The following is a 19,892-nucleotide window of genomic DNA, read 5'->3' on the forward strand; positions in this document are numbered from 1 at the left end:
CGATGGCGCTCGACACCTATCGCCGGAAGCGCGATTTCACCCGGACCGGCGAACCGGCGGGCGAGAGGGCGCAGGCCGAGGGACATCGCTTCGTCGTCCAGAAGCATGACGCCCGGCGGCTGCATTACGATTTTCGGCTGGAACTGGATGGTGTCCTGAAAAGCTGGGCCGTGACCAAGGGCCCCAGCCTGGTGCCGGGCGAAAAGCGCCTGGCCGTCCATGTCGAGGATCACCCGCTGGATTATGGCGATTTCGAAGGTACGATCCCGCAGGGCCAATATGGCGGCGGCACGGTCTCCCTATGGGACCGGGGAACGTGGACACCGCTCGAGGATGCCGAGAAAGGGCTGGCCAAAGGCCATCTCGATTTCGAACTGCATGGCGAAAAGCTCACCGGGCGCTGGCATCTGGTCCGGATGAAAGCCAGGCCGCGTGAAAAGCGCGACAACTGGCTGCTGATCAAGGGCGATGACGACGCGGCCCGCGACGCCGACGACCCGGATATTCTCGAAGAACAGCCGGATTCCGTCAAAACCGGCCGCACGCTCGCCCAGATCGCCGGCGGCGCACCGTCGATCGAGGGGGCAAAGGCAGGCAACCTGCCCGCCTTCGTCGCGCCCGCCCTGGCCACCCTGGTCGCCACGCCGCCCTCGGGCCCGCGCTGGATTCACGAAATCAAGTTCGACGGCTATCGGCTGGAGGCCCGGATCGCGGATGGCGCGGTCAGGCTCCTGACGCGGAGCGGCCTGGACTGGACGGCGAAATTCGGCAGCGCCATCCGCGATGCGCTGGCGGCGCTGCCGGTCGAAACGGCCCTGATCGACGGCGAACTGGTGGTGGAAATCCGCTCCGGCGCCAGCGATTTTTCGGCATTGCAGACCGATCTCAGCGACGGACGGACGGACCGTTTCCTCTTCTACGCCTTCGACCTGCTGTATCTGGACGGCAAGGATCTTCGCGCGTCACCATTGCGCGACCGCAAGGCGGCGCTCCGCCGCATCCTGCCGGAGACACCCGGCATCCTGCGGCTCAGCGCGGATTTCGCCGATGACGGCGCGCGCGTGCTGGACCATGCCTGCCGCCTGGGCCTGGAAGGGATCGTCTCCAAACAGGCGGATTCGCCCTATCGCTCCGGCCGGGGCAAGATCTGGGTGAAGGCGAAATGCTCGGCGCGGCAGGAATTCGTCATCGGCGGCTACGTGCCCTCGACCACGGGCCGCAGGAGCATCGGCTCGCTGGTGCTGGGCGTGCACGACGCACAGGGTCTTCGCTATGTCGGCCGCGTCGGGACCGGGTTTTCGGCCCATGTCGCCCGGGATCTGTTCGGCGCGCTGGAAGCCATAGGCACGCCCAAAAGCCCATTCGCGGACCGGCTGTCCGCCGACGAGGCACGCGCCGTCCACTATGTGCGCCCCGAGCGCGTGGCAGAGGTGGAATTCCGGGCCTGGACGGCCGATGGCCGGCTCCGGCACGCTGCGTTCCGGGGCATCCGTGACGACAAGCCAGCAGCGGAGATCGTACGCGAAATGCCCGTTCCCGAAACGCCGCCCACCCGATCCGCGCCCGCGCGGAAACGCACCATCGCCCTGACCCACCCGGACCGGATCTACTGGCCCGATGCCGGTGTCACCAAGCAGGGGCTGGCCGAGTATTACACCGCCATATGGCCGCATATTGCGCCGTTCATCGTGGACCGTCCCCTGGCCCTGCTGCGCTGCCCGGAGGGCATTGCCGGCCCGCGTTTCTTCCAGAAGAATGTCTGGAAAGGCATGAACGCCCATATCCGCGCGCTGGACGATCCCGCCGGCGATGCGGAGGAGCACCTGATCGGCATCCACGATCTCGACGGCCTGATGGGGCTGGTGCAATCGGCGGCGCTGGAAATCCACCCCTGGGGCGCCTCCTGCCGCGACTGGGAGAAACCGGACCAGCTGGTCATGGATCTCGACCCCGGCGAGGACGTGGCGTGGGAGAGGGTGATCGACGCGGCGCGGCAGGTCCGCGCGCGCCTGGAAGCCTCCGGCTTGACCCCCTTCGTCAAGACCTCCGGCGGCAAGGGGCTGCACGTTGTGGCACCCCTGAAGCCCGAGGCGGATTGGGAAACGGTCAAGAGCTTCTCCAAAACGCTGGCGCAGACGATGGCCGCCGATCGTCCGGACCGCTTTATCGCAACGATCACCAAGGCGAAGCGGCACGGGAAGATCCTGCTCGACTATCTGCGCAACCAGCGGGGCGCGACTTCCGTGGCCCCTTACTCGACACGGGCACGCCCCGGCGCCCCCGTCTCGATGCCGCTGGCATGGGACGAACTGGGGGCAATCGTCGGGTCGGCGCAGTTCACGGTGGGCAACGCCATGGCCCGGCTGGCATCGCTCCGCACCGACCCGTGGGAAGGATTCCACGCGGCGCGATGTCCGGTTCCTAGCCCTTCGGCGCCGATTTCAGGCTCGCCCTGAGCGCGTCCATGATGTTCACGACACGATCCTCCGCAACCGGTTCGGCCCGGGCCGGCTTCCTGGGCCGCCCACGCTTCTTGGCGGCGATAATGCCCTGTAGCCGCGCCTGCACAGGGTCCTGGATCATCTCCGGGTTCCAGGACCGCAGGCGCTCACCGATCACCTTGCCCAACTGCGTCAGGGCCTCCGGCTCGGGCCTCGATGCCTTTTCCGCCGGCAGACATTCCGCCGGCGGGCGAACCTCCTCGCCATAGCGGAGCGTCCAGACCACGATCCCCTTGCCGCGCGGTTCCAGCAGCACGGCATGTTCCCGCCGATACAGCACCAGTCGCGCAATGCCGACCGTGCCCGTATGGCGCATGGCATCGCGGATGACGGCAAACGCTTCCGCGCCGACCGCGTCATCCGGCATCAGGTAATGGGGCGTATCGTACCAGATCCAGCCGATCTCATCCGCATCGACAAAGCGTTCGATCTCAATGGTATGCGTGCTGTCCAGGGCCACGGCATCCAGTTCGTCATCCTCAAGCAGCACATAGCGGTCGCCCCCGCGCGGATAGGCTCTCACCAGGGCATCGTCATCGACCGGCTTGCCGGTCGCGGCGTCGACATACTGGACGACGACCCGATGCCCGGTCTTTCGGTTCATCATATGGAAGCGGATGCGCTCCGCCTGTGTCGTGGCCGGCGTCATCGACACGGCACAGGTCACCAGCGAGAGCTTCAGATATCCCGTCCAGAAAGGTCGCGGCGCCATCGGCCGGTCCTCCTCCATTCACTGGTTTCCCCGCGCCCGCCACCCATATCGACAGACGACCCCATGGCCGAGGAAGGGAGCCGTTTCATGACCGTCCGGAAGAACGCCGACCCGCCTGCGCAGCCCAGGCGCTGGTCGGCAGACGTCACCCACCACAGCGACGCGCTCGATCTCGAACCCGATATCTTCAACTCCGACGATCCGCACCGCATCGCGGAATCCCTGAAACAATCTGCCGAGCGCAGCACCCGCCGAAAGGCCCCGCCGTTCCGCTCGGCCATGTCGATGCTGGTCTTCTACATCAACCGGGCAGGGCGCGCGCTCTCGCCACAACGGCGCAAGGTGCTCGACCGCGCGAAGGTGGAACTCCGCCGGGTGTTCGGCCGCCAGGGTTGAGCCCGTGGGCCGCGTACACCCTATTCCACCGTTTTCTTCCGGCGGGTCTCGGCGGCCTTCCGCGCGGATGCCGAGCGCTCCTCCGCCGGGCGCCCGGCGGCGGCGGCACCCCCCAGCCGGCCACCCTTGCGGGACGGCTCATGCGTCACCGCATGCCCCCTGCCGGAGCCACTTTTCTTGCCACCCCCCGTCTCCTTGTTGACGGTGGCCCATGCCCGGCGCTCGGCTTCCTCCTCGCCCACGCCACGCTGTTCATAACTTTGCTCGATATGCTCGGCCTGTCTCTTCTGCTTGTCCGTGTATGCGGACTTGTCGCCACGCGGCATGGCTCATGCTCCCGTTCGCAGGAAATGGGCGCGGCCCCATGCCCCATGCGGGGGCGCGACCGCGTCCGATAACAAGGCCGGACAGCGGAGAAAGTTCTCCCGATGTGCCGTGCGGGGCAAGGATGTGCGGCAGGGCGCGAGCGCATGGCATATGCAGGATCATCGCCCCTCTTCGACGCGCCGAAATGGTGAATGAACTGAAAATTCATATATTTTATCAGGAAAAATATTACGAATAGCCAATCATGGGTAAACATGATTGCGGAACCTCTCCGCCCACTGTGCGTAGCAGGAGGATGATGTCGGGCGTGGGCGGTCGGTCTCCCGGAACGGCGATCCTGGCGCCCCGTCAGCAACGGCGGCGAGGAGAGAGATCATGACCCTCAAGGGCAGGAAGTCGGGAGACGCGCCGAAAAAGACCCCGGCCGCGCAGGCCGGACCAGGTAGCGAGGCGCCCCTGGGCGCGGGCGGCGAGACGCACCAGGTGGCGGGCGGCGATGTCGCGACGCTGACGACCGCGCAGGGCGCGCCGGTCGCCGACGACCAGAACACGCTGCGCTACGGCGCGCGCGGCCCCGCGCTGATGGAGGATTTCCATTTCCGCGAGAAGATCTTCCATTTCGATCATGAACGCATCCCCGAACGCGTGGTCCATGCGCGCGGATACGGGGCGCATGGCTATTTCGAACTGACCGACAGCCTGGCGGACGTGACGCGCGCGGATATCTTCCAGCGCGTGGGCGAACGCACGCCGGCCTTCGTGCGCTTCTCGACCGTCGCGGGCTCGAAGGGCTCGTTCGATCTCGCCCGCGACGTGCGCGGCTTCGCGGTCAAGCTCTACACGCAGGAGGGCAACTGGGACCTGGTTGGCAACAATATTCCGGTCTTCTTCATTCAGGACGCGATCAAGTTTCCGGACATGGTCCATGCGGTAAAGCCCGCACCCGACCGCGATTTCCCGCAGGCGCAGTCGGCCCACGACAATTTCTGGGACTTCATCTCGCTGACGCCGGAAAGCCTGCACATGATCATGTGGGTGATGTCCGACCGGGCGATTCCGCGCTCCTTCCGCTTCATGGAAGGGTTCGGCGTCCATACATTCCGCCTCCTCGACGCGCAGAACCGCTCGACCTTCGTGAAATTCCATTGGAAACCCAAGCTCCGATTGCAATCGGTGGTCTGGAACGAGGCGGTCAAGATCAACGGCGCCGACCCCGATTTCCATCGCCGCGATCTGTGGAACGCCATCACCAGCGGCGATTTTCCGGAATGGGAACTGGGCGTGCAGCTTTTCGACGAGGCATTCGCCGAGAATTTCGCCTTCGACGTGCTCGACCCCACCAAGCTGATTCCCGAAGAGGACCTGCCGGTGCGGATCGTCGGCAGGCTGGTGCTGGACCGCGTGGTCGACAATTTCTTCGCCGAGACCGAGCAGGTGGCCTTCTGCACCCAGAACGTGCCGCCGGGGATCGATTTTTCGAACGATCCGCTGCTCCAGGGGCGCAATTTCTCCTATCTCGACACGCAGGTGAAGCGTCTGGGCAGCCCCAATTTCACCCATATTCCCATCAATGCCCCCAAATGCCCGATGGCCCATTTCCAGCAGGACGGGCACATGGCGATGCGCAATCCGATCGGCCGCGCCAATTACGAGCCCAATAGCTGGGGCGCCGCCGGCGGCCCGCGCGAAGACCCGGTGCGCGGCTTCCGCAGCTTCGCGGCAGAGGAAGCCGGCCCCAAAGTCCGCCTCCGCCCCGAGAGCTTCGCCGACCATTACAGCCAGGCACGGCAATTCGTGATCAGCCAGACGCCCATCGAGCGGAAGCATATCGGCGACGCCATCACCTTCGAACTGAGCAAGGTCGAACGCCCCGATATCCGCGCCCGCGTCGTCGCGCATCTGCGCCATATCGACGAGGACCTGGCGGGCACCGTCGCCAACGGGCTGGGCCTGCCCCTGCCCGAACCGGCGAAGGCGGCATGGCCCCCCATCACCGACCTGCCGCCCTCGAATGCGCTCAGCATCGTCAGGAACGGCCCCGACAGCTTCGCCGGGCGCAAGTTCGGCATCCTGCTGACCGACGGCGCCGATGCGGGCCTGTTCGACGCGCTGGTCACGGCGGCGGAGAAGGAAAAGGCCGTTTACGAGATCGTCGCGCCGAAGATCGGCGGCGTGACCCTTTCCGACGGCAGGCATGTGGCGGCACAGCAGAAGATCGATGGCGGCCCGTCGGTGCTGTTCGACGCGGTGGCGGTGATCGCCGCCAAAGACGGCGCGGCACTGCTCGCCGGCGATGCGGCGGCCAAGGATTTCGTCACCGATGCCTTCGCCCACTGCAAATTCATCGGCTACACGCCGGAGGCGACCATATTGTTCGACAAGGCCGGCCTGGGCGGCGATCTCGACGCCGGTTGCATCGCCCTCAAGAGTGAGGGCGACATCGCAGCCTTCGTGACGGCATGCCACGCGCTGCGCTTCTGGGATCGCGAAGCGAAGGTCGATCTCGACGCCAAAGCGTGACGCCCTTGCCCACTGCGACCCTCCCCGCCATGCGCCCCACTTACGCCATCGCCATCCCGGCGCGGGACGAGGACAGGCGCATCGTCCCGTGCCTCGACGCCTGCCGCGCGGCCATGGCGCGATGGCCCCAGCCTGGGGTCATCGCCCTTCTGGTCAATAACAGCCGCGACCGCACCGTGGCGCGCGCGCTGGCATGGGCACGGAAAACGGGCGCCCCGCTTCGGCTGGCGGAACGGCGCTTTCCCGACCGGGCGGCTCATGCCGGCACCGCGCGTCGCGCGGCATTCGATCTCGCGCGCGCCCAACTCGAAACGGGCGGCTATCTGCTGGCGACCGATGCCGATTCCCGGCCCGACCCGGACTGGGTCCGCGCCTGCCTGGCCCCATTGGAGGCAGGCCGGGCGGCCATGGTGTGCGGCACCATCGCACTCGATCCAGCGGAATTCGCGCAACTGCCCGCCTGGGTCACGGCCAATGGCGCGGTCGAGGACCATTACCGCCGCACCGCACTGGAACTGACGAGCCTGCTCGACCCCGACCCCCTCAATCCATGGCCGTTCCACGGCACGATATCGGGGGCCAGTCTCGCGATGTCGGTGGCCGCCCATGACCGGATCGGCGGGGCGCCGATCGTGCCATATGGCGAAGATCGCGCATTGGTCCGCCGCTTTCTCGACCACGACCTGCCCGTTCTCTACAGCGACGCCGCGCATGTCGTCACCTCCTGCCGGCTGAAGGGACGGGCACCGGGCGGCATGGCGGACACCATCGCCTCCCGCCTCGCGGGCGGGCCGCATTGGTGCGACGAAACCCTGGAGCCCGCGCGCCAGACATGGTTCCGGGCGCAGGCGCGCGCGCACCTGCGCAGGGCGTTTCGCGACCATCGGCACCGGGACGAGGCCTTGGCCGAGGCCGGATTGTCCGCCGACCAGCGCCGGACGATACCGGCCTTCACCGGCTTCGGCGCCTTGTGGGCCTTTGTCGAAACCGCCAGTCTCCGCCTCGCGCGGCGCCGGATGTCGTGGGACGAGATGGCGGCCGAACTCCCCCGCCTGGAAGTGTTGCGGGACGAAGCGGCGGCGGCTGCGACGGGCGCGCGGATCAGGTCGTCGGGGGAAATCGCATGAACCATCCGGCCCTGTCCCCCGGGCGCCATCAGGCGGACGGATACGACGCGTTGATGCGCCGGATCGCGCAGCGCGCCGACAGCGCCGAAACCGATCCGGCGGGCCTGGCGCCGGAGATGGACGCACTCCGCCAGGCCGGCCTGCTGACGGCCTGCCTGCCCACTTCCGAGGGCGGGCAGGGTCTGGGGCTCGGGGCCGATACCGCGCGCGTCGCCTTCGACCTGCTGCGGCGGCTGGGTCGCGCCAACCTCTCGGTCGCACGCCTGTTCGAGGGCCATATGAACGCGGTGAAACTGCTGCATCTGTACGGCACCCCGGGCCTGCGGCAGCATGTCGGGCAGGCGGTCCGGAACGGCGCCCTGCTCGGCGTCTGGGGCGCCGACGGGACGCATCCGCTTCGCTGCTTCGGGGTCGGCGGCCGCCTGTGGCTGGAGGGCGAAAAGATCTTCGCCTCCGGCCTGGGCCTGGTGCGCCTCGCCGTCGTCACCCTGCGCGCCGACGATGCCGATGACGGGCTGTCCCGTCTGGCCCTGGTCGACGTGTCCGACCCCGCGCGCCAGGACCTGTCCTCCTGGAGGGCGTCGGGGATGCGCGCCACGGCCTCAGGCTGCTTCGCGTTCACCGGGCTGGAACTCGACCCCGGCCATATCGTCGGCCGGCCGGGCGATTACACGCGCGAGCCGTTTTTCGAAGGCGGAATCTGGCGCTATTGCGCCGCCCATCTGGGGGGCGCCGAGGCGCTGGTCGATCTGTGGCGCGACGCGCTTGCCGCGCGCGGCCGGCTGGACGACCCGATGCAACTCGGGCGCTATGCGCGCGCGGTCGGCCTCTGCCACGCCATGGCCAGCCTGCTGCGGGAGACAGGCCACACTGTCGAGGCCGCGGCGGAAGACCGAGACAGCATCGATGCAGCCGTGGCCGGCGCCCTGCTGGCGCGCCAGTTCGTCGAGGAAAGCTGCGTCGAAATCCTGCAACTCGCCGAAAAATCGCTGGGGACCGCCGCCCATATCAGCGGGACCAGCATCGAGCGCATCCGGCGGGACCTGTCGATGTTCCTGCGCCAGGCGGCGCCCGACGCCAAACTGCTCCAGGCCGGCCGGCTCCTGGCCGGCGCGGGCGGCGGTGGTCCGCCATGGTGACACCCTTTGCCGAGGGCGTCATCGTCCGGGCGGCCGGCCGCGCGCCCTCCATCGCCATCGCGACGCTGACCGGGCCGGGCAACGTGCTGGTGCTGACGCCGCATCCCGACGATGAATCGCTGGGCTGCGGCCGCGCCATCGCGGCGGCCAGCCACGCGGGCAGGGAGGTCCTGGTCGTCGCCCTGACCGACGGCCGGCTGTCGCACCCCCACTCGCATCTCTTCCCGGCGGACAGGCTGATCGCGCTCCGGCAGGCGGAACTGGTCGCGGCGACGGCGATCCTGACGCGGGGGACCGGCGATACCATCATGCTCGGCTTTCCCGACCAGGGCGCCCCGGAGGCACCGGCCGACCGCGCCGCCGTGCGCAACCGGCTGCTGCACCTGATCGACGCCCGGAACGTCAGCGCGCTGTGGACGACCTGGGAGAAGGACCCCCATCCCGATCACCGCTGCGCAGCCGTCATCGCCCGCGAGGTCGTCCGCGCCCGGCCCGCGCTCCGGCTCTGGCGCTTCCCGGTCTGGGGCCGCTTCACCGAGGACGCGCCGGGGCCGGGCGATGTCCTCTACCGTTTTGACGGCGCGCCGTTCGCGCCGGAAAAGCGCGCGGCGCTGGACGCCCACCGCTCGCAGATGACGGCGCTGATCCCCGACGATCCCGACGGGTTCGTCATGGACGCACGCGCACGACGCCATTTCCTCGACATGCCGGAACTGTTCCTCGGCGATGGCGGACATGTCTGAGCGCGCCACGCGGTTCGACCGGCTCTATACGGGCGATATCGACCCATGGGGCTTCCGAAGCTCGGCGTACGAGAAGGAAAAATACCAGGCAACGATGCTGGCCCTGCCACGCGCGCGCTATGCGCTGGCGATCGAGGCCGGCTGCTCCATCGGCGAACTGACCCGGCTGCTCTCCTTTCGCTGCGATCGTATCATCGGGATCGACATTTCATCGGTTGCGCTGGACGAGGCGACGCGGCGGAATGCGGATCGGCCGAACATCGTATTTCGCAGGGGCGAACTGCCCGGCGCGTGGCCTGGCGAAAACGCGGCCGACCTGCTTGTGCTGTCGGAAGTCCTCTATTTCCTTTCGCCGCAGGAAATTGAAGACCTCGCGGATCGGATCGTGGCGAACTGGTGCCCTGGCGGCCATTGTGTGCTGGTCAATTATCTCGGCCCCACGGCAGAAGCCCTGCAGGGTAGCGAGGCCGCGAATCTCTTTATCTCCTGCATGAAGGCACGGACCGGCATCCGGCATGATGCCGTCGCAACGGCGGAGCACTATCGGCTCGATGTTCTGGAGCGCTGCGCTGTGACCGGTGCGGAACAAGGCATCAATCCATAATTTATTCCTATATCGTCAAAGATATCTTGAAATTGACAGGAGCCTCCTTCTGTCTGGATATTTTGATATCGATATATTTGTCGCCTTGATTCGATTGGCCGACATCCTCCCGAACCGAAAGAGACATGAATGCTGAAGCGGAGAACGATGCTGGGCGGGGCAGTCGCGGGGGCCGGCATGCTCATGATCGGACGATCGCACGCGGCATCCGGTGTCCGGCCCGCGGGAAGGCAGCCATGGTGGAAAGAGGCCGTCATCTATGAAATCTATCCTCGTTCGTTTCGGGATTCGAACGGCGACGGGATCGGCGATCTTCCAGGCATTCTCGAAAAACTGCCCTATATTCGCGATCTTGGCGTGGATACGATCTGGCTCGCGCCGATCTTCCAATCCCCTAATCGCGATAACGGCTACGATATCAGCGATTATCGGGCGATCATGCCCGAATTCGGGACCATGGATGATTTCGACAGGCTGATGGCCAAGGCATCCTCTCTCGGCCTGCGTATCATCCTCGATCTGGTCGTCAATCATACCAGCGACCAGCATCCATGGTTTCAGAAAAGCCGCGCCGCGAAAGACAGTCCCTATCGCGATTACTATATCTGGCGCGATACCCCGCAGGGCCATCCGCCCAATAACTGGCCCTCGGTCTGGGGCGGCAGCGCCTGGGCATCCGATCCGGCGACCGGAAGCAGCTACCTTCATCTCTTCTCCCCACAACAGCCCGACCTGAACTGGGATAATCCAGCCGTTCGTGAGGAGGTTTTCTCCATCATGAAATTCTGGCTGGACAAGGGGGTCGCGGGATTCCGCATGGATGTCATCACCATGATTTCCAAAATTCCCTCTTTCCGCGACATGACGCCCGAAGAACTGAAAGCGCCGGAATATGTCTATGCGGCAGGCCCGCATCTGCACGCATATCTACGCGAGATGAACGATCGTGTTCTCTCCCATTACGACGTCATGACCGTAGGCGAGGCATACGGCATGCGCGCCCGGGATATCCCCCTGTTCACGGACAGCGCGCGCCGGGAACTCGATATGGTCTTCGCGTTCGACATCGTGCATGTCGACCGGCAGGGTTGGCGCAAGATCGACTGGCCGCTCTCCAAACTGAAGCAGGTCTACGCGGCAGCCGGAAAACCGCGCTCACCCGATTCATGGAATACGGTCTTCCTCGACAATCACGACCAGCCACGCGCCGTTTCCCGCTTCGGCAACGACAGCCCGCCGTTTCGCGAGGCCTCGGCCAAGGCGATTGCGACCATGCTTCTCACCCAGTGCGGCACTCCCTTCATCTATCAGGGCGAAGAACTGGGCATGACCAATCTTCCGTTCAGCGGCGTGGAAGATTTCGACGATGTGCAGGTTCCTATCCAGTGGGAAGCGCGCGTAAAGCGCCAGGGGGTAGATCCGGATGCGTTTCTCGAAAGCCTGAAGGACATGGGCCGCGACAATGCGCGAAGCCCCATGCAGTGGGATGCCACGCGGAACGCCGGATTCACCACGGCGAACAGACCGTGGTTTCGGGTCAATCCGAATTATACCGAAATCAACGCCCAAGCCTGCATGCAGGACCCGAACTCGGTCTACCATTACTTCCAGGCTCTTCTTGCGCTGCGTCGTAAATATCCGGCATTGATCCATGGCACTTATCAGGACCTGGATCCCGATCACCATGCGGTCTTCCTCTACGCCCGCGAACTCGGCAGAAGCAGGCTTCTGATCCTGATGAACATGTCGGACCGGGGCTTTACCTATGAATCCTCGTCTCTGACCAGGGCATCGCTTCTGATCTCCAACATGCAACACCGTGGTGCAACGCAGGGGGTAACATGGCTGGAACCATGGGAGGCACGCATCTATCGGGCCTGACCCCGACATGAGACATCCGCCGCAAGGGGCGGCGGTCCCGGCTTATGAACGTTCTTTCCAGACGCTGACGGCATCGATGCCCGTCTTCAGCAGCGCCGCCGCACGCTCCGGCGTATCGGCCTCGACATAGACGCGCAGTTCCGGCGCGTTGCCCGAGGGGCGCAGATGGATGATCTCGCCATTGGCGAAGGTCATGCGCAGCCCGTCCGTCCGGTCGACATGCGCCAGGTCGCCCGGCGTGTCGATAAAGCCCAGCCCCACGGCACCCTCGGCCGGATTCCCGCCCAGCTTTTCGATTTCCGCCTGGCTCTGCGCGGTCGGCATGTTCTCCAGCCGGTCGCTGAGCGTAAAGCGCGGCGGCAGCGTGCCGACAAGGGCGGCAAGGCCGGTGCCTTCCCGACGGGCGGCAACCAGCGCGCACAGCATCGGCAGCACGGCATCGCGCGTCGGCAGCGCCTGCAGCGTGCGCCCATTCTGCGGGATATCGGTCGCCAGCAGGAAGCCGCCATTGGCCTCGTAGCCGACCGAGGGCGTGATGCCGGCCCCGGCGGCCTCGGTCATGGCGGCGACGACGAAGGGCGACCCGATCCGGGTGCGCCGGACATCCCGCGCAAAGCCGCTCTTCTCCAGCGCTGTATTGCTGCTGACGGGCGTGGTGACGGAGGCAGCGCCGAGAAAGCGCGCGGCGAGGATGCCCAGCACATCCCCCCGCAGCCAGTTGCCCCGCGCATCGGCCAGCAGAGGGCGGTCGGAATCGCCGTCGGTGGTCAGGATGGCATCCAGCGTGCCGCCGGCCGCCCAGTCGCGGGCAAGGGCGGCATCCTCGGGGCGCACGGCCTCGGTGTCGACGGGGATGAAGCTCTCCGCGCGGCCCAGCGGCACAGCCGTGCCGCCCAGCGCCTCGACCACCTGCACCAGCACGTCGCGGCCGACGGCGGAATGCTGGTAGACGCCCAATGTCAGGCCCGACAGCGCGTCCGGGCCGAAGAAGGCCCGATAGCGCGCGACATAGGCGGGGACGATATCGGTGGGCCGGGGCAGTTCAATGGGCACGACCAGGGCGCCATGCGCATCGAACCAGCCGTCCGGCAGCGTCGCATCCAGCGTCCGCATGGCGGCTTCGTCGGATTTCAGAAACTCGCCGCACGCGCGGTTGAACTTGATCCCGTTGCGGTCGGCGGGGATATGGCTGCCCGTGACCATCAGCGACGGATATCCGTGCGCGAACGCATGCAGGCACAGCGCCGGGGTGGGGACAAAGCCGCAGAAGACCGGCTCGCCCTGCATATGCCGGATGGCGGCCACGCAGGCGCGCAGGATGCGGGGCGTGCTGGGCCGCAGGTCGCCCGCCACCGCAACCGGCGTGCCGGGCGCGAACTCGCCGAGGTTCGCGAGATGCCGCAGATAGCCGACAGTATAGGCAAAGCAGACCGCATCGGTCATCGCGGTCACAAGCCCCCGGGCGCCGCTGGTGCCAAAGGCAACGCCGGACTGAGTCATCCACTCGGCTATCTTCATTGAGACTCTCTCTCGAACAGAGACGATGCGAACAGAGACGACGATCCGTCATCGCATCCCGCAAAAACCATTTTCGGCAAACGCGCGATACGGGCAACGTTTCCGTGCGGCGTCGAAGCTTTTGAAACGATCTCCGCACCCGGCCCCTGTACCATCAGCCTGAAATATCGTCCATTCCAGCCTGCGCGGCATCGTCCCCCTCGTCGTGCAGCAGGCGACTTGGCCAGCCGATGCGCACAAGCAGGTCGTCGGGGCCGTTGAGGGCGAATTCGTACATGCCCCACTCTGTATGGCGGGGTGCCTTTACCGCGCCGAGGATGGCATTCCCCGCCGCTTCGGCCAACCGGTCGACGCGGGCGGTCGAAAGATAGACGCCGAACGGGTTTCGCCCCGCCACCAGCCATCCGGCAATGGCAGGCTGAAGATGGATCGTCGCGCCGTCGGCATCGGAGAGGATGCGATAATCCGTGGGGTTTTCACCAGCGGGGCCGAAGAAACCCAGCCCGTTCCACCAGCGTTCCGCCGCATCGATGTCGGTGCAGGGAATGATGGCGCTGACGCGGCTGGCGGGCGGACTGCGCATCAGGGCTCTCCCGATGCCGGGCGGGGCGGGGTGAGCGCCTGGGCGGCAACATACCCCGCCGTCACGCTCGCCATGCCCAGCGTGACGGACAGCACGATATTGAGCAGCGCGCGCCCCGGCGCCCCGCCGCGCAGCAGGTCCAGCGTCTGGAGCGTGAACGAGGAAAAGGTCGTGTATCCGCCGCAGATGCCCACCATGAACATCAGCCGTGCGGTATCGGACACCTGGAAGCGCGCATTGCCCAGCGTCAGCGTGCCGAAGAACGCGATGGCGAACGAGCCGCTCATGTTGATCAGGATCGTTCCCCACGGAAGGGTCTGGCTGATCCGCGCGGTCGCCAGCCCGACCCAGTAGCGCATCAGGGTTCCGCAGGCACCGGCAAGGGCGATGCCCAGGGTCGTCACAAGGTTGGAATTCATGCGATAGAGTCTTCGAAGCCGTGATGACAGGTCAGGATCGGGAGCGTGGCGTGGGCGAACAGGTCGCGCGTCGGCCCGCCGAACAGCCATTCGACGAAGCGCGAATGCGTATAGGCGCCCATGATCAGCAGGTCGCCCCCGGCGGTCAGCGCATGGGCGCGGATCTCCTCGCCCATCCGCTCGCGCGGGGCGGTGAAGCGGTCGATCGTGACCGGAACGCCGCGCGCGGCCAGCATCCGCGCCCACTCCGGCGACGCATCCTCCGTCTCGTGCTCCGAACCGATCACGAAAGTGACATGCCCGGCCGATTCCAGAAGCGGCCGGGCCAGGTCCAGCGCCCGGTCGAGCGCGGGCGAGGGCGCCCAGGCGACGATCGGGCGCAGGCCCACGGTGTCGTATGCCTGCAAGGGGGCGACAAGGACGGGTGCCCCGGCATCGTACAGCGCCCCGGCAAGAGCCTGCCCGACATCGTCCCGGTCATCGGCGCGCGGGCGGCTGACGACCACCAGGCCGGCCTCCCGGGCCTCATGGGTCACGATCCTGCGGATATCGCCGGCGGTCTCGACCCATCCGGCCCGGGCGGCCAGCGGGTCGCCGGCCGCGTCGCTCCAGTCGCGGGCGATGTCGTGCAGCTGCTTCGCACGGCCGGCGACCTGCCGGGCGAATGCTTTCCGCCGCGCGGGCGTGGGCATGCCTTCGTCGGGCGCCTGAAAGGCCGGGTCGGTCATCGGCCGGGGATGCAGCAGCCGGATTTCGCGCGCGTTCAGCCGCCGGGCCATGTCTCCGGCGGCCCGGAGGGTGAACAGGGCCGTCTCCGGCCGGTCCAGAATGGCGAGTATGCGCATCGGCGGCCCCTCCGTCGCCGATTCCGGGGCAATCGTGGAACAGGCGCACATGGACGGATTCCTCCCTTCACGCCCTGTCGGGCCGGGTAGGAATCATCAGCCCGGTGGCGGGCGGTTCGACCCGTGCGGGGTCAGGCAGAATCCATTGCCGGCCCTCAGCAGGCCACCGGGGCCGCCTTCCTGTCAAGTCTCGCGGACCGGCACGTCGCGCGGCCGGCGGCGCAGGCGCCGCCGGCCGCGTGGGTCAGAAACGCTGCTCGATGCCGGTCAGGATGGTGCGGCGCAGGCCGTATTGCGGCGCGCCGACGCCGATGCCGGTGCCGCTGCGCAGTTCGTAGCGCTTGTCGAACAGGTTGATCACGTCCAGCCGCAACTGGGTGCGCTTGAGGAACGGGATATGGAACAGATCCTGGAACGACTGCACGGCAGACAGGTTGAACGTCGCATATTGCGGGATCACGCCCCCGTTGGGGATGTCGCTGTCCTGGCGCAGGCCGCTGCCATAGACCATGGTGGCCGACAGGCGCAGCGGGTGGCCGGTCCTGTAGAAGGCGGTGTAGCTGCCTCCGGCCGACGCGGTCCAGCGCTGGTCATGGTCCAGATGAATCCACCGGTGCTGGATATAGGCCAGCTCGTCGGGGTCGAAATTCCACTGGGCGGTGGTGATGTCCTTGCCGATCGCCCGCGACCAGGCAAAATTGCCATAGACGCTGAAGGGCCCGCGCGTGTAATCGGTGGCGAATTCGTAGCCATGTACCTGCCCGCGCCGGTAATTGAAGGCGGAAAGGATGATGGGCGACCCGAACTGGCCCTCATCGATCAGGTTCTTGGCCAGCTTCAGATAGGCATCGAACGATGCGTGCCATCCGGGCAGGATCTCCTGGGCGAAGCCGGCATCGAAATAATGATCGCGTTCCGCCTTGACGGTGGTGTCCTGCAACGTGGCCGGCGCCGCCGAGGTATTGGCGAACTTGTTCAGCGACGTGCCCCCCACCAGCTCGAACGGCGGCGGCGTGAAATAGCGCGAATAGCCGGCATGGAACGTCCCGCCATGCCAGGGCTGGTAGACGATGTTGATGCGCGGGCTGACCTGCTTGGAATGGGTATATTCGTCCACCCCGTCGAAACGCAGCCCGTAATTGACGGTCAGGTTGCGCACCGGGTGCCATTCGTCCTGAGCATACAAGCCATAGAGCCACCCGGTGCGGCCATTGCCGTCATGGACCGAAAGCGGCTGGTCGCCAAAGATCGCGTTGCCGTCCGCATCCGTTCCGGTCTGCGGATAGACGGTCGAATCCGTCTTGGAGATATTGCGTTCGACATAGATCTGGTAGCCGAAGCGCACCGTATGCTGCGCGCCCGCATGCCAGGTGACATCGGTCTGCGAACCGGACGAGAAGACCGAGCGCTGGGCGCGCTGGGCAATGCCGTTATAGACCAGGTCGCCCAGCGGGTCCGGCGAATAGCCCAGCGAACTGTAGCGGACCACGGCCGAGCTTTGCAGGCTGATATTCCCCATATCCTTCTGTAGCGACAGGATGCCGAAATCGGTGATCTGCTTCTGGCGCTCGTTCAGGCTGGCACTGTCGACGCTGCCGTACAGATTCTGCGACAGCGCGCTGTCCAGGAAGGACGGGTTGGCAAACTGCCTCTGCTGGCCAGGATTGTTCGGAAGCTGGTATTCGGCGTTCGACACGCCGGCCGTCAGGCTGATGCGCGTATTCTCATCGGCCGTGTAGCGCAGATGGCCCAGGAAATGGTACTGGTTCGTCAGGTCGTGCAGGGCATTGAAATCCGGCGTCGGGTTTTCCACCCCCACGCGGTCATGCACGAAATCGGCGGTCGCGAAATAATCCCATTTTCCGGCATGGCCGCCATATTGCAGCGACGGAAAGAAGTAATCGCGCGCCCCGCCATAGATCGACACGTCGCCGCCCGGGTCGGCGCTGCCGGTCTTGGTCGTGATGTCGATCACGCCGGCCTGCAGAAAGCCGTATTCGCTGGGCAGCGCGCCCGTGGTCAGCGCCATGGAATGGGCAAAGCGCGTCATCAGCGTCTGGCCGAACACGCTCATCCCCTCGGGCAGTTCCACGCCGTCCAGGCGGAACTGCACCTCGTTATGGTCGCCGCGGATATGGATCTGGCCGTAACTGTCCTGCGCCACGCCCGGGGCCTGCAACAGGACCGAATTCAGCGGCGCATTGTCGCCGCCGGGAATGGTCTCGATATCGCGCCGCGTGAAGCGATAGGTCGTGGCCCCCGTCGCGGATTGCAGGGCCGCGCGCGTCACGTCCAGATGCGCGTTGACCAGGATATGCTCCTCATTGGCGGCGGTCGCCTCCACGGTGCCGTCAGGCAGCACCCGGTCGGCCGCACCCGCCGCACCGAAGGTCGAGCGGGACGACGCCCCCTGCGACGCATTCGTGCCCGGGGCAGGCTTCGAAGCCGGGGCAGACGTAGCAGAGGTGGCGGACGTAGCAGACGTAGTGGATGTGGCGGAGGACCGGGACGGATCGGGCGTGGCCGCACGAACTGCCTGAGGCAGGGCAAGTGCGGTTCCTGCCAGTAAAACGGCCGTGCGCAGCGCAGGTCGAGACGGGCTCATCAAGGCGATCCTGTTCGTATGAAAGCGTCCTCAGCCTGATAGATGGTATGTTATAATGTTGCAATTGATCGACGGAAAAAGACCGCATTGCGTGACAATATGTTGTATATCTGCAACAGAAATCGCGCTCACCGGCCTGGACACAGGCACCACGCTGCGTCCAGGAACGCCGCCCCGTCAGGCCGGCGGCGTCTCGAGCGATCGGGCAACCACACGCGCAACGCTGTCGCGCCACCAGGGCAGACGGATGCCGAACACATCGTGCAGCCGGGTGCAGTCCAGTCGGGAATCCTGCGGCCGGGCGGCCGGGGTCGGCCAGTCGGCGGTGGCAATGGCCAGCACTTCCGGCATCGGCTGGCCGGCCCGCGCGGCCTCCTGCAACGCCGCCACGGCCAGCCCGTGCCAGCTCGTATCGCCGCTGCCGGCGGCATGGAACAGGCCGGCATAGGCATCGTGCCAGCCATCCCGGTCGATCGTGTCGACGATCGCCAGAATGGCATCCGCCAGATCGTCGGCGCTGGTCGGGTTGCCATGCTGGTCGCCCACCACGCGCAGGACCGGGTTCTTCGCCCCGGCATTCAGCATGGTACGCACGAAATTGCGGCCATAGGGCGAATAGACCCACGAGGTGCGCAGGATGATCGCGCGGTCATGCGCCGCCAAAATCGCGCGTTCGCCTTCCGCCTTGCTGCGTCCATAGACGGTGCGGGGCGATGTCGGGTCGGTCTCGACATAAGGCGCGCCCTTGCTGCCGTCGAACACATAATCGGTCGAGACATGGATCAGCGGAATGCCGCGGTCGGCGCACAGCCGGGCCAGCAGGGCAGGGCCGTCGCGGTTGGCGCGCGCCGCCCCCTCGGGGTCGCTTTCCGCCGCATCCACCGCCGTCCAGGCGGCGGCGTTCACCACCAGGGCGGGGGCGTGTGCGGCAAACGCCGCCGCCAGCGTCTCCGGCCGGTCGAAATCAACGTCGGGCCGGCCGATGCAATGCAACCCGGCCCGGCCCGACCGTGCCAGCGCGGTGGCAAGCTGGCCCGACCGGCCGATGACCAGGATCGTGAAGGGCCGGGCCGGGGCGCCGGCCATCAGAACCAGTCCCGTACCGTGGAGAAGGACGGCGCCTCGGCATCTTTATCGGACAGGATCGCGGCACCCGGCGCCACCGGCCAGGCGATGGCCAGTTCCGGCGAATCCCATCGCACCGATCGCTCGCTGTCCCGGTCCCACAGGTCGGTGCATTTATACTGCACCTCGGCATCCTCGCTCAGGGTGCAGAACCCGTGCAGGAAACCGGGGGGGATCCACAATTGCGACCCGTTCTCCGCGTTCAGCTCCGCCGCGACCCATTTGCCAAAACTGGGCGAGGCCTGCCGCGCGTCGATCGCCACATCCCAGATCGCGCCGCGCGTGCAGCGCACCAGCTTGCCCTGCGGATGCGGCGCAAGCTGGCAATGCAGGCCCCGGATCACGCCGCGCTGGCGGGACAGGCTGTGATTATCCTGCACGAAGGGCTGCGTGATGCCGGCCTCGGCCATCGTGCGGATATTGTAGGTCTCGCAGAAGAAACCCCGCGCATCGGCAAAACGGCGCGGCGTCAGCAGCAGGATGTCGGGAATGGCCAGGCGTTCGATCTGCATGGGCGTCTCACACTCCGTCGGCGATGTCGCGCAGCACGCGACCCAGTTCGGTCTTGGGAACCTTGCCGGCGATCTCGCGCAGCCGGGCGGCATCGATGAAGCCCATGCGGAAGGCGACCTCGGCGGGCGAGCCGACCAGCATGCCCTGCCGGGACTGGATGGTCTGCACGAACATCCCGGCCTGGAGCAGCGCATCGGGCACGCCGGCATCCAGCCAGGCGCAACCCCGGCCCAGTCTTTCGACCTGGAGCGAGCCTTCCTCGAGATAGATCCGGTTCAGGTCCGTGATCTCCAACTCGCCCCGGGGCGAGGGGCGGATCTGGCGGGCGAACTGG

The 19,892-nt window shown here is 66.5% G+C and carries 18 protein-coding genes and 1 riboswitch; of the genes, 8 read left to right on the forward strand and 10 right to left on the reverse strand.

Going from position 1 to position 19,892, the window contains the following annotated elements:
* Window positions 1-2: 2 nt before the first annotated feature.
* Window positions 3-2,456 carry a DNA ligase D gene (ligD, locus tag HLH27_RS16445; RefSeq protein ID WP_182951132.1) on the forward strand — a complete coding sequence of 818 codons (2,454 nt, stop codon included), beginning with the start codon at window positions 3-5 and terminating at the stop codon, window positions 2,454-2,456.
* On the opposite strand, the gene ku is transcribed toward ligD, so the two are convergent.
* Entirely contained in the window at window positions 2,422-3,213 is a 792-nt protein-coding gene (gene ku, locus HLH27_RS16450) for a non-homologous end joining protein Ku (RefSeq protein ID WP_182951134.1), read from the reverse strand. The genes ligD and ku overlap by 35 nt on opposite strands.
* An 87-nt stretch (window positions 3,214-3,300) precedes the next feature.
* On the opposite strand from ku, the gene HLH27_RS16455 reads away from it, so the two are divergent.
* Complete coding sequence (locus HLH27_RS16455) at window positions 3,301-3,609, forward strand: DUF3175 domain-containing protein (protein WP_220790461.1); 309 nt, start codon at window positions 3,301-3,303, stop codon at window positions 3,607-3,609.
* Between the two features lie 20 nt (window positions 3,610-3,629).
* Here the strand turns inward: HLH27_RS16455 and HLH27_RS16460 are convergent, their stop codons facing one another.
* Window positions 3,630-3,935, reverse strand: coding sequence for a plasmid stabilization protein (locus HLH27_RS16460; protein ID WP_182951138.1), 306 nt, complete (start codon window positions 3,933-3,935; stop codon window positions 3,630-3,632).
* Between the two features lie 376 nt (window positions 3,936-4,311).
* On the opposite strand from HLH27_RS16460, the gene katE reads away from it, so the two are divergent.
* The 6 genes from katE (at window position 4,312) to HLH27_RS16490 (ending at window position 11,950) form a co-directional block, all read left to right on the forward strand.
* Window positions 4,312-6,456: a catalase gene (katE, locus tag HLH27_RS16465; RefSeq protein WP_182951140.1), complete on the forward strand. Its 2,145-nt coding sequence runs from the start codon at window positions 4,312-4,314 to the stop codon at window positions 6,454-6,456.
* Window positions 6,457-6,461: 5 nt separating this feature from the next.
* The gene (locus tag HLH27_RS16470; RefSeq protein ID WP_182951142.1) at window positions 6,462-7,583 is read left to right on the forward strand and encodes a glycosyltransferase; all 1,122 of its coding nucleotides are present in this window, start codon (window positions 6,462-6,464) and stop codon (window positions 7,581-7,583) included.
* Window positions 7,580-8,722 (forward strand): acyl-CoA dehydrogenase family protein, encoded by a 1,143-nt coding sequence (locus HLH27_RS16475; RefSeq protein WP_220790462.1) that lies wholly within the window; start codon window positions 7,580-7,582, stop codon window positions 8,720-8,722. Before HLH27_RS16470 ends, HLH27_RS16475 begins: the two co-directional genes overlap by 4 nt.
* On the forward strand, window positions 8,716-9,465 hold the full coding sequence (locus HLH27_RS16480; protein WP_182951144.1) for a PIG-L deacetylase family protein: 750 nt from the start codon (window positions 8,716-8,718) through the stop codon (window positions 9,463-9,465). Before HLH27_RS16475 ends, HLH27_RS16480 begins: the two co-directional genes overlap by 7 nt.
* Window positions 9,458-10,069: an SAM-dependent methyltransferase gene (locus HLH27_RS16485; RefSeq protein ID WP_275943931.1), complete on the forward strand. Its 612-nt coding sequence runs from the start codon at window positions 9,458-9,460 to the stop codon at window positions 10,067-10,069. The genes HLH27_RS16480 and HLH27_RS16485 overlap by 8 nt, the downstream gene beginning before the upstream one ends.
* Window positions 10,070-10,198: 129 nt before the next feature.
* Window positions 10,199-11,950: an alpha-glucosidase gene (locus HLH27_RS16490; RefSeq protein ID WP_220790463.1), complete on the forward strand. Its 1,752-nt coding sequence runs from the start codon at window positions 10,199-10,201 to the stop codon at window positions 11,948-11,950.
* Window positions 11,951-11,992: 42 nt separating this feature from the next.
* Here the strand turns inward: HLH27_RS16490 and HLH27_RS16495 are convergent, their stop codons facing one another.
* From HLH27_RS16495 to HLH27_RS16530, 8 genes are all read right to left on the reverse strand, one after another.
* Window positions 11,993-13,450, reverse strand: coding sequence for a phosphomannomutase (locus HLH27_RS16495; RefSeq protein ID WP_182951146.1), 1,458 nt, complete (start codon window positions 13,448-13,450; stop codon window positions 11,993-11,995).
* Between the two features lie 172 nt (window positions 13,451-13,622).
* Window positions 13,623-14,051: a VOC family protein gene (locus HLH27_RS16500; protein WP_182951147.1), complete on the reverse strand. Its 429-nt coding sequence runs from the start codon at window positions 14,049-14,051 to the stop codon at window positions 13,623-13,625.
* The gene (crcB, locus tag HLH27_RS16505) at window positions 14,051-14,470 is read right to left on the reverse strand and encodes a fluoride efflux transporter CrcB (protein WP_182951148.1); all 420 of its coding nucleotides are present in this window, start codon (window positions 14,468-14,470) and stop codon (window positions 14,051-14,053) included. Before crcB ends, HLH27_RS16500 begins: the two co-directional genes overlap by 1 nt.
* Window positions 14,467-15,315, reverse strand: a complete 849-nt coding sequence (locus HLH27_RS16510) for a universal stress protein (RefSeq protein ID WP_182951149.1) — start codon at window positions 15,313-15,315, stop codon at window positions 14,467-14,469. Before HLH27_RS16510 ends, crcB begins: the two co-directional genes overlap by 4 nt.
* Window positions 15,316-15,395: 80 nt before the next feature.
* A riboswitch (Fluoride riboswitch) is annotated at window positions 15,396-15,474 on the reverse strand.
* Window positions 15,475-15,559: 85 nt separating this feature from the next.
* Entirely contained in the window at window positions 15,560-17,677 is a 2,118-nt protein-coding gene (locus tag HLH27_RS16515) for a TonB-dependent receptor (RefSeq protein WP_182951150.1), read from the reverse strand.
* Between the two features lie 420 nt (window positions 17,678-18,097).
* A complete protein-coding gene (rfbD, locus tag HLH27_RS16520; RefSeq protein WP_182951151.1) occupies window positions 18,098-19,006 on the reverse strand; it encodes a dTDP-4-dehydrorhamnose reductase in 909 nt (302 codons plus the stop codon).
* Window positions 19,006-19,557 carry a dTDP-4-dehydrorhamnose 3,5-epimerase gene (gene rfbC / locus HLH27_RS16525; RefSeq protein ID WP_182951153.1) on the reverse strand — a complete coding sequence of 184 codons (552 nt, stop codon included), beginning with the start codon at window positions 19,555-19,557 and terminating at the stop codon, window positions 19,006-19,008. Before rfbC ends, rfbD begins: the two co-directional genes overlap by 1 nt.
* 7 nt (window positions 19,558-19,564) lie before the next feature.
* Window positions 19,565-19,892, reverse strand: a 328-nt coding sequence (locus HLH27_RS16530) for a sugar phosphate nucleotidyltransferase (RefSeq protein ID WP_246375972.1), incomplete at its 5' end; no start/stop codon positions are given.

It is taken from the genome of Gluconacetobacter takamatsuzukensis (assembly GCF_014174275.1).
Taxonomy (GTDB): Bacteria; Pseudomonadota; Alphaproteobacteria; order Acetobacterales; family Acetobacteraceae; genus Gluconacetobacter; species Gluconacetobacter takamatsuzukensis.

Coding starts and splice junctions, on each gene's coding strand:
- ligD (WP_182951132.1), top strand. CDS start 3: ATGGCGCTCGACACCTATCGCCGGAAGCGCGATTTCACCCGGACCGGC.
- ku (WP_182951134.1), bottom strand. CDS start 3,213: ATGGCGCCGCGACCTTTCTGGACGGGATATCTGAAGCTCTCGCTGGTG.
- HLH27_RS16455 (WP_220790461.1), top strand. CDS start 3,301: ATGACCGTCCGGAAGAACGCCGACCCGCCTGCGCAGCCCAGGCGCTGG.
- HLH27_RS16460 (WP_182951138.1), bottom strand. CDS start 3,935: ATGCCGCGTGGCGACAAGTCCGCATACACGGACAAGCAGAAGAGACAG.
- katE (WP_182951140.1), top strand. CDS start 4,312: ATGACCCTCAAGGGCAGGAAGTCGGGAGACGCGCCGAAAAAGACCCCG.
- HLH27_RS16475 (WP_220790462.1), top strand. CDS start 7,580: ATGAACCATCCGGCCCTGTCCCCCGGGCGCCATCAGGCGGACGGATAC.
- HLH27_RS16480 (WP_182951144.1), top strand. CDS start 8,716: ATGGTGACACCCTTTGCCGAGGGCGTCATCGTCCGGGCGGCCGGCCGC.
- HLH27_RS16485 (WP_275943931.1), top strand. CDS start 9,458: ATGTCTGAGCGCGCCACGCGGTTCGACCGGCTCTATACGGGCGATATC.
- HLH27_RS16490 (WP_220790463.1), top strand. CDS start 10,199: ATGCTGAAGCGGAGAACGATGCTGGGCGGGGCAGTCGCGGGGGCCGGC.
- HLH27_RS16495 (WP_182951146.1), bottom strand. CDS start 13,450: ATGACTCAGTCCGGCGTTGCCTTTGGCACCAGCGGCGCCCGGGGGCTT.
- HLH27_RS16500 (WP_182951147.1), bottom strand. CDS start 14,051: ATGCGCAGTCCGCCCGCCAGCCGCGTCAGCGCCATCATTCCCTGCACC.
- crcB (WP_182951148.1), bottom strand. CDS start 14,470: ATGAATTCCAACCTTGTGACGACCCTGGGCATCGCCCTTGCCGGTGCC.
- HLH27_RS16510 (WP_182951149.1), bottom strand. CDS start 15,315: ATGCGCATACTCGCCATTCTGGACCGGCCGGAGACGGCCCTGTTCACC.
- rfbD (WP_182951151.1), bottom strand. CDS start 19,006: ATGGCCGGCGCCCCGGCCCGGCCCTTCACGATCCTGGTCATCGGCCGG.
- rfbC (WP_182951153.1), bottom strand. CDS start 19,557: ATGCAGATCGAACGCCTGGCCATTCCCGACATCCTGCTGCTGACGCCG.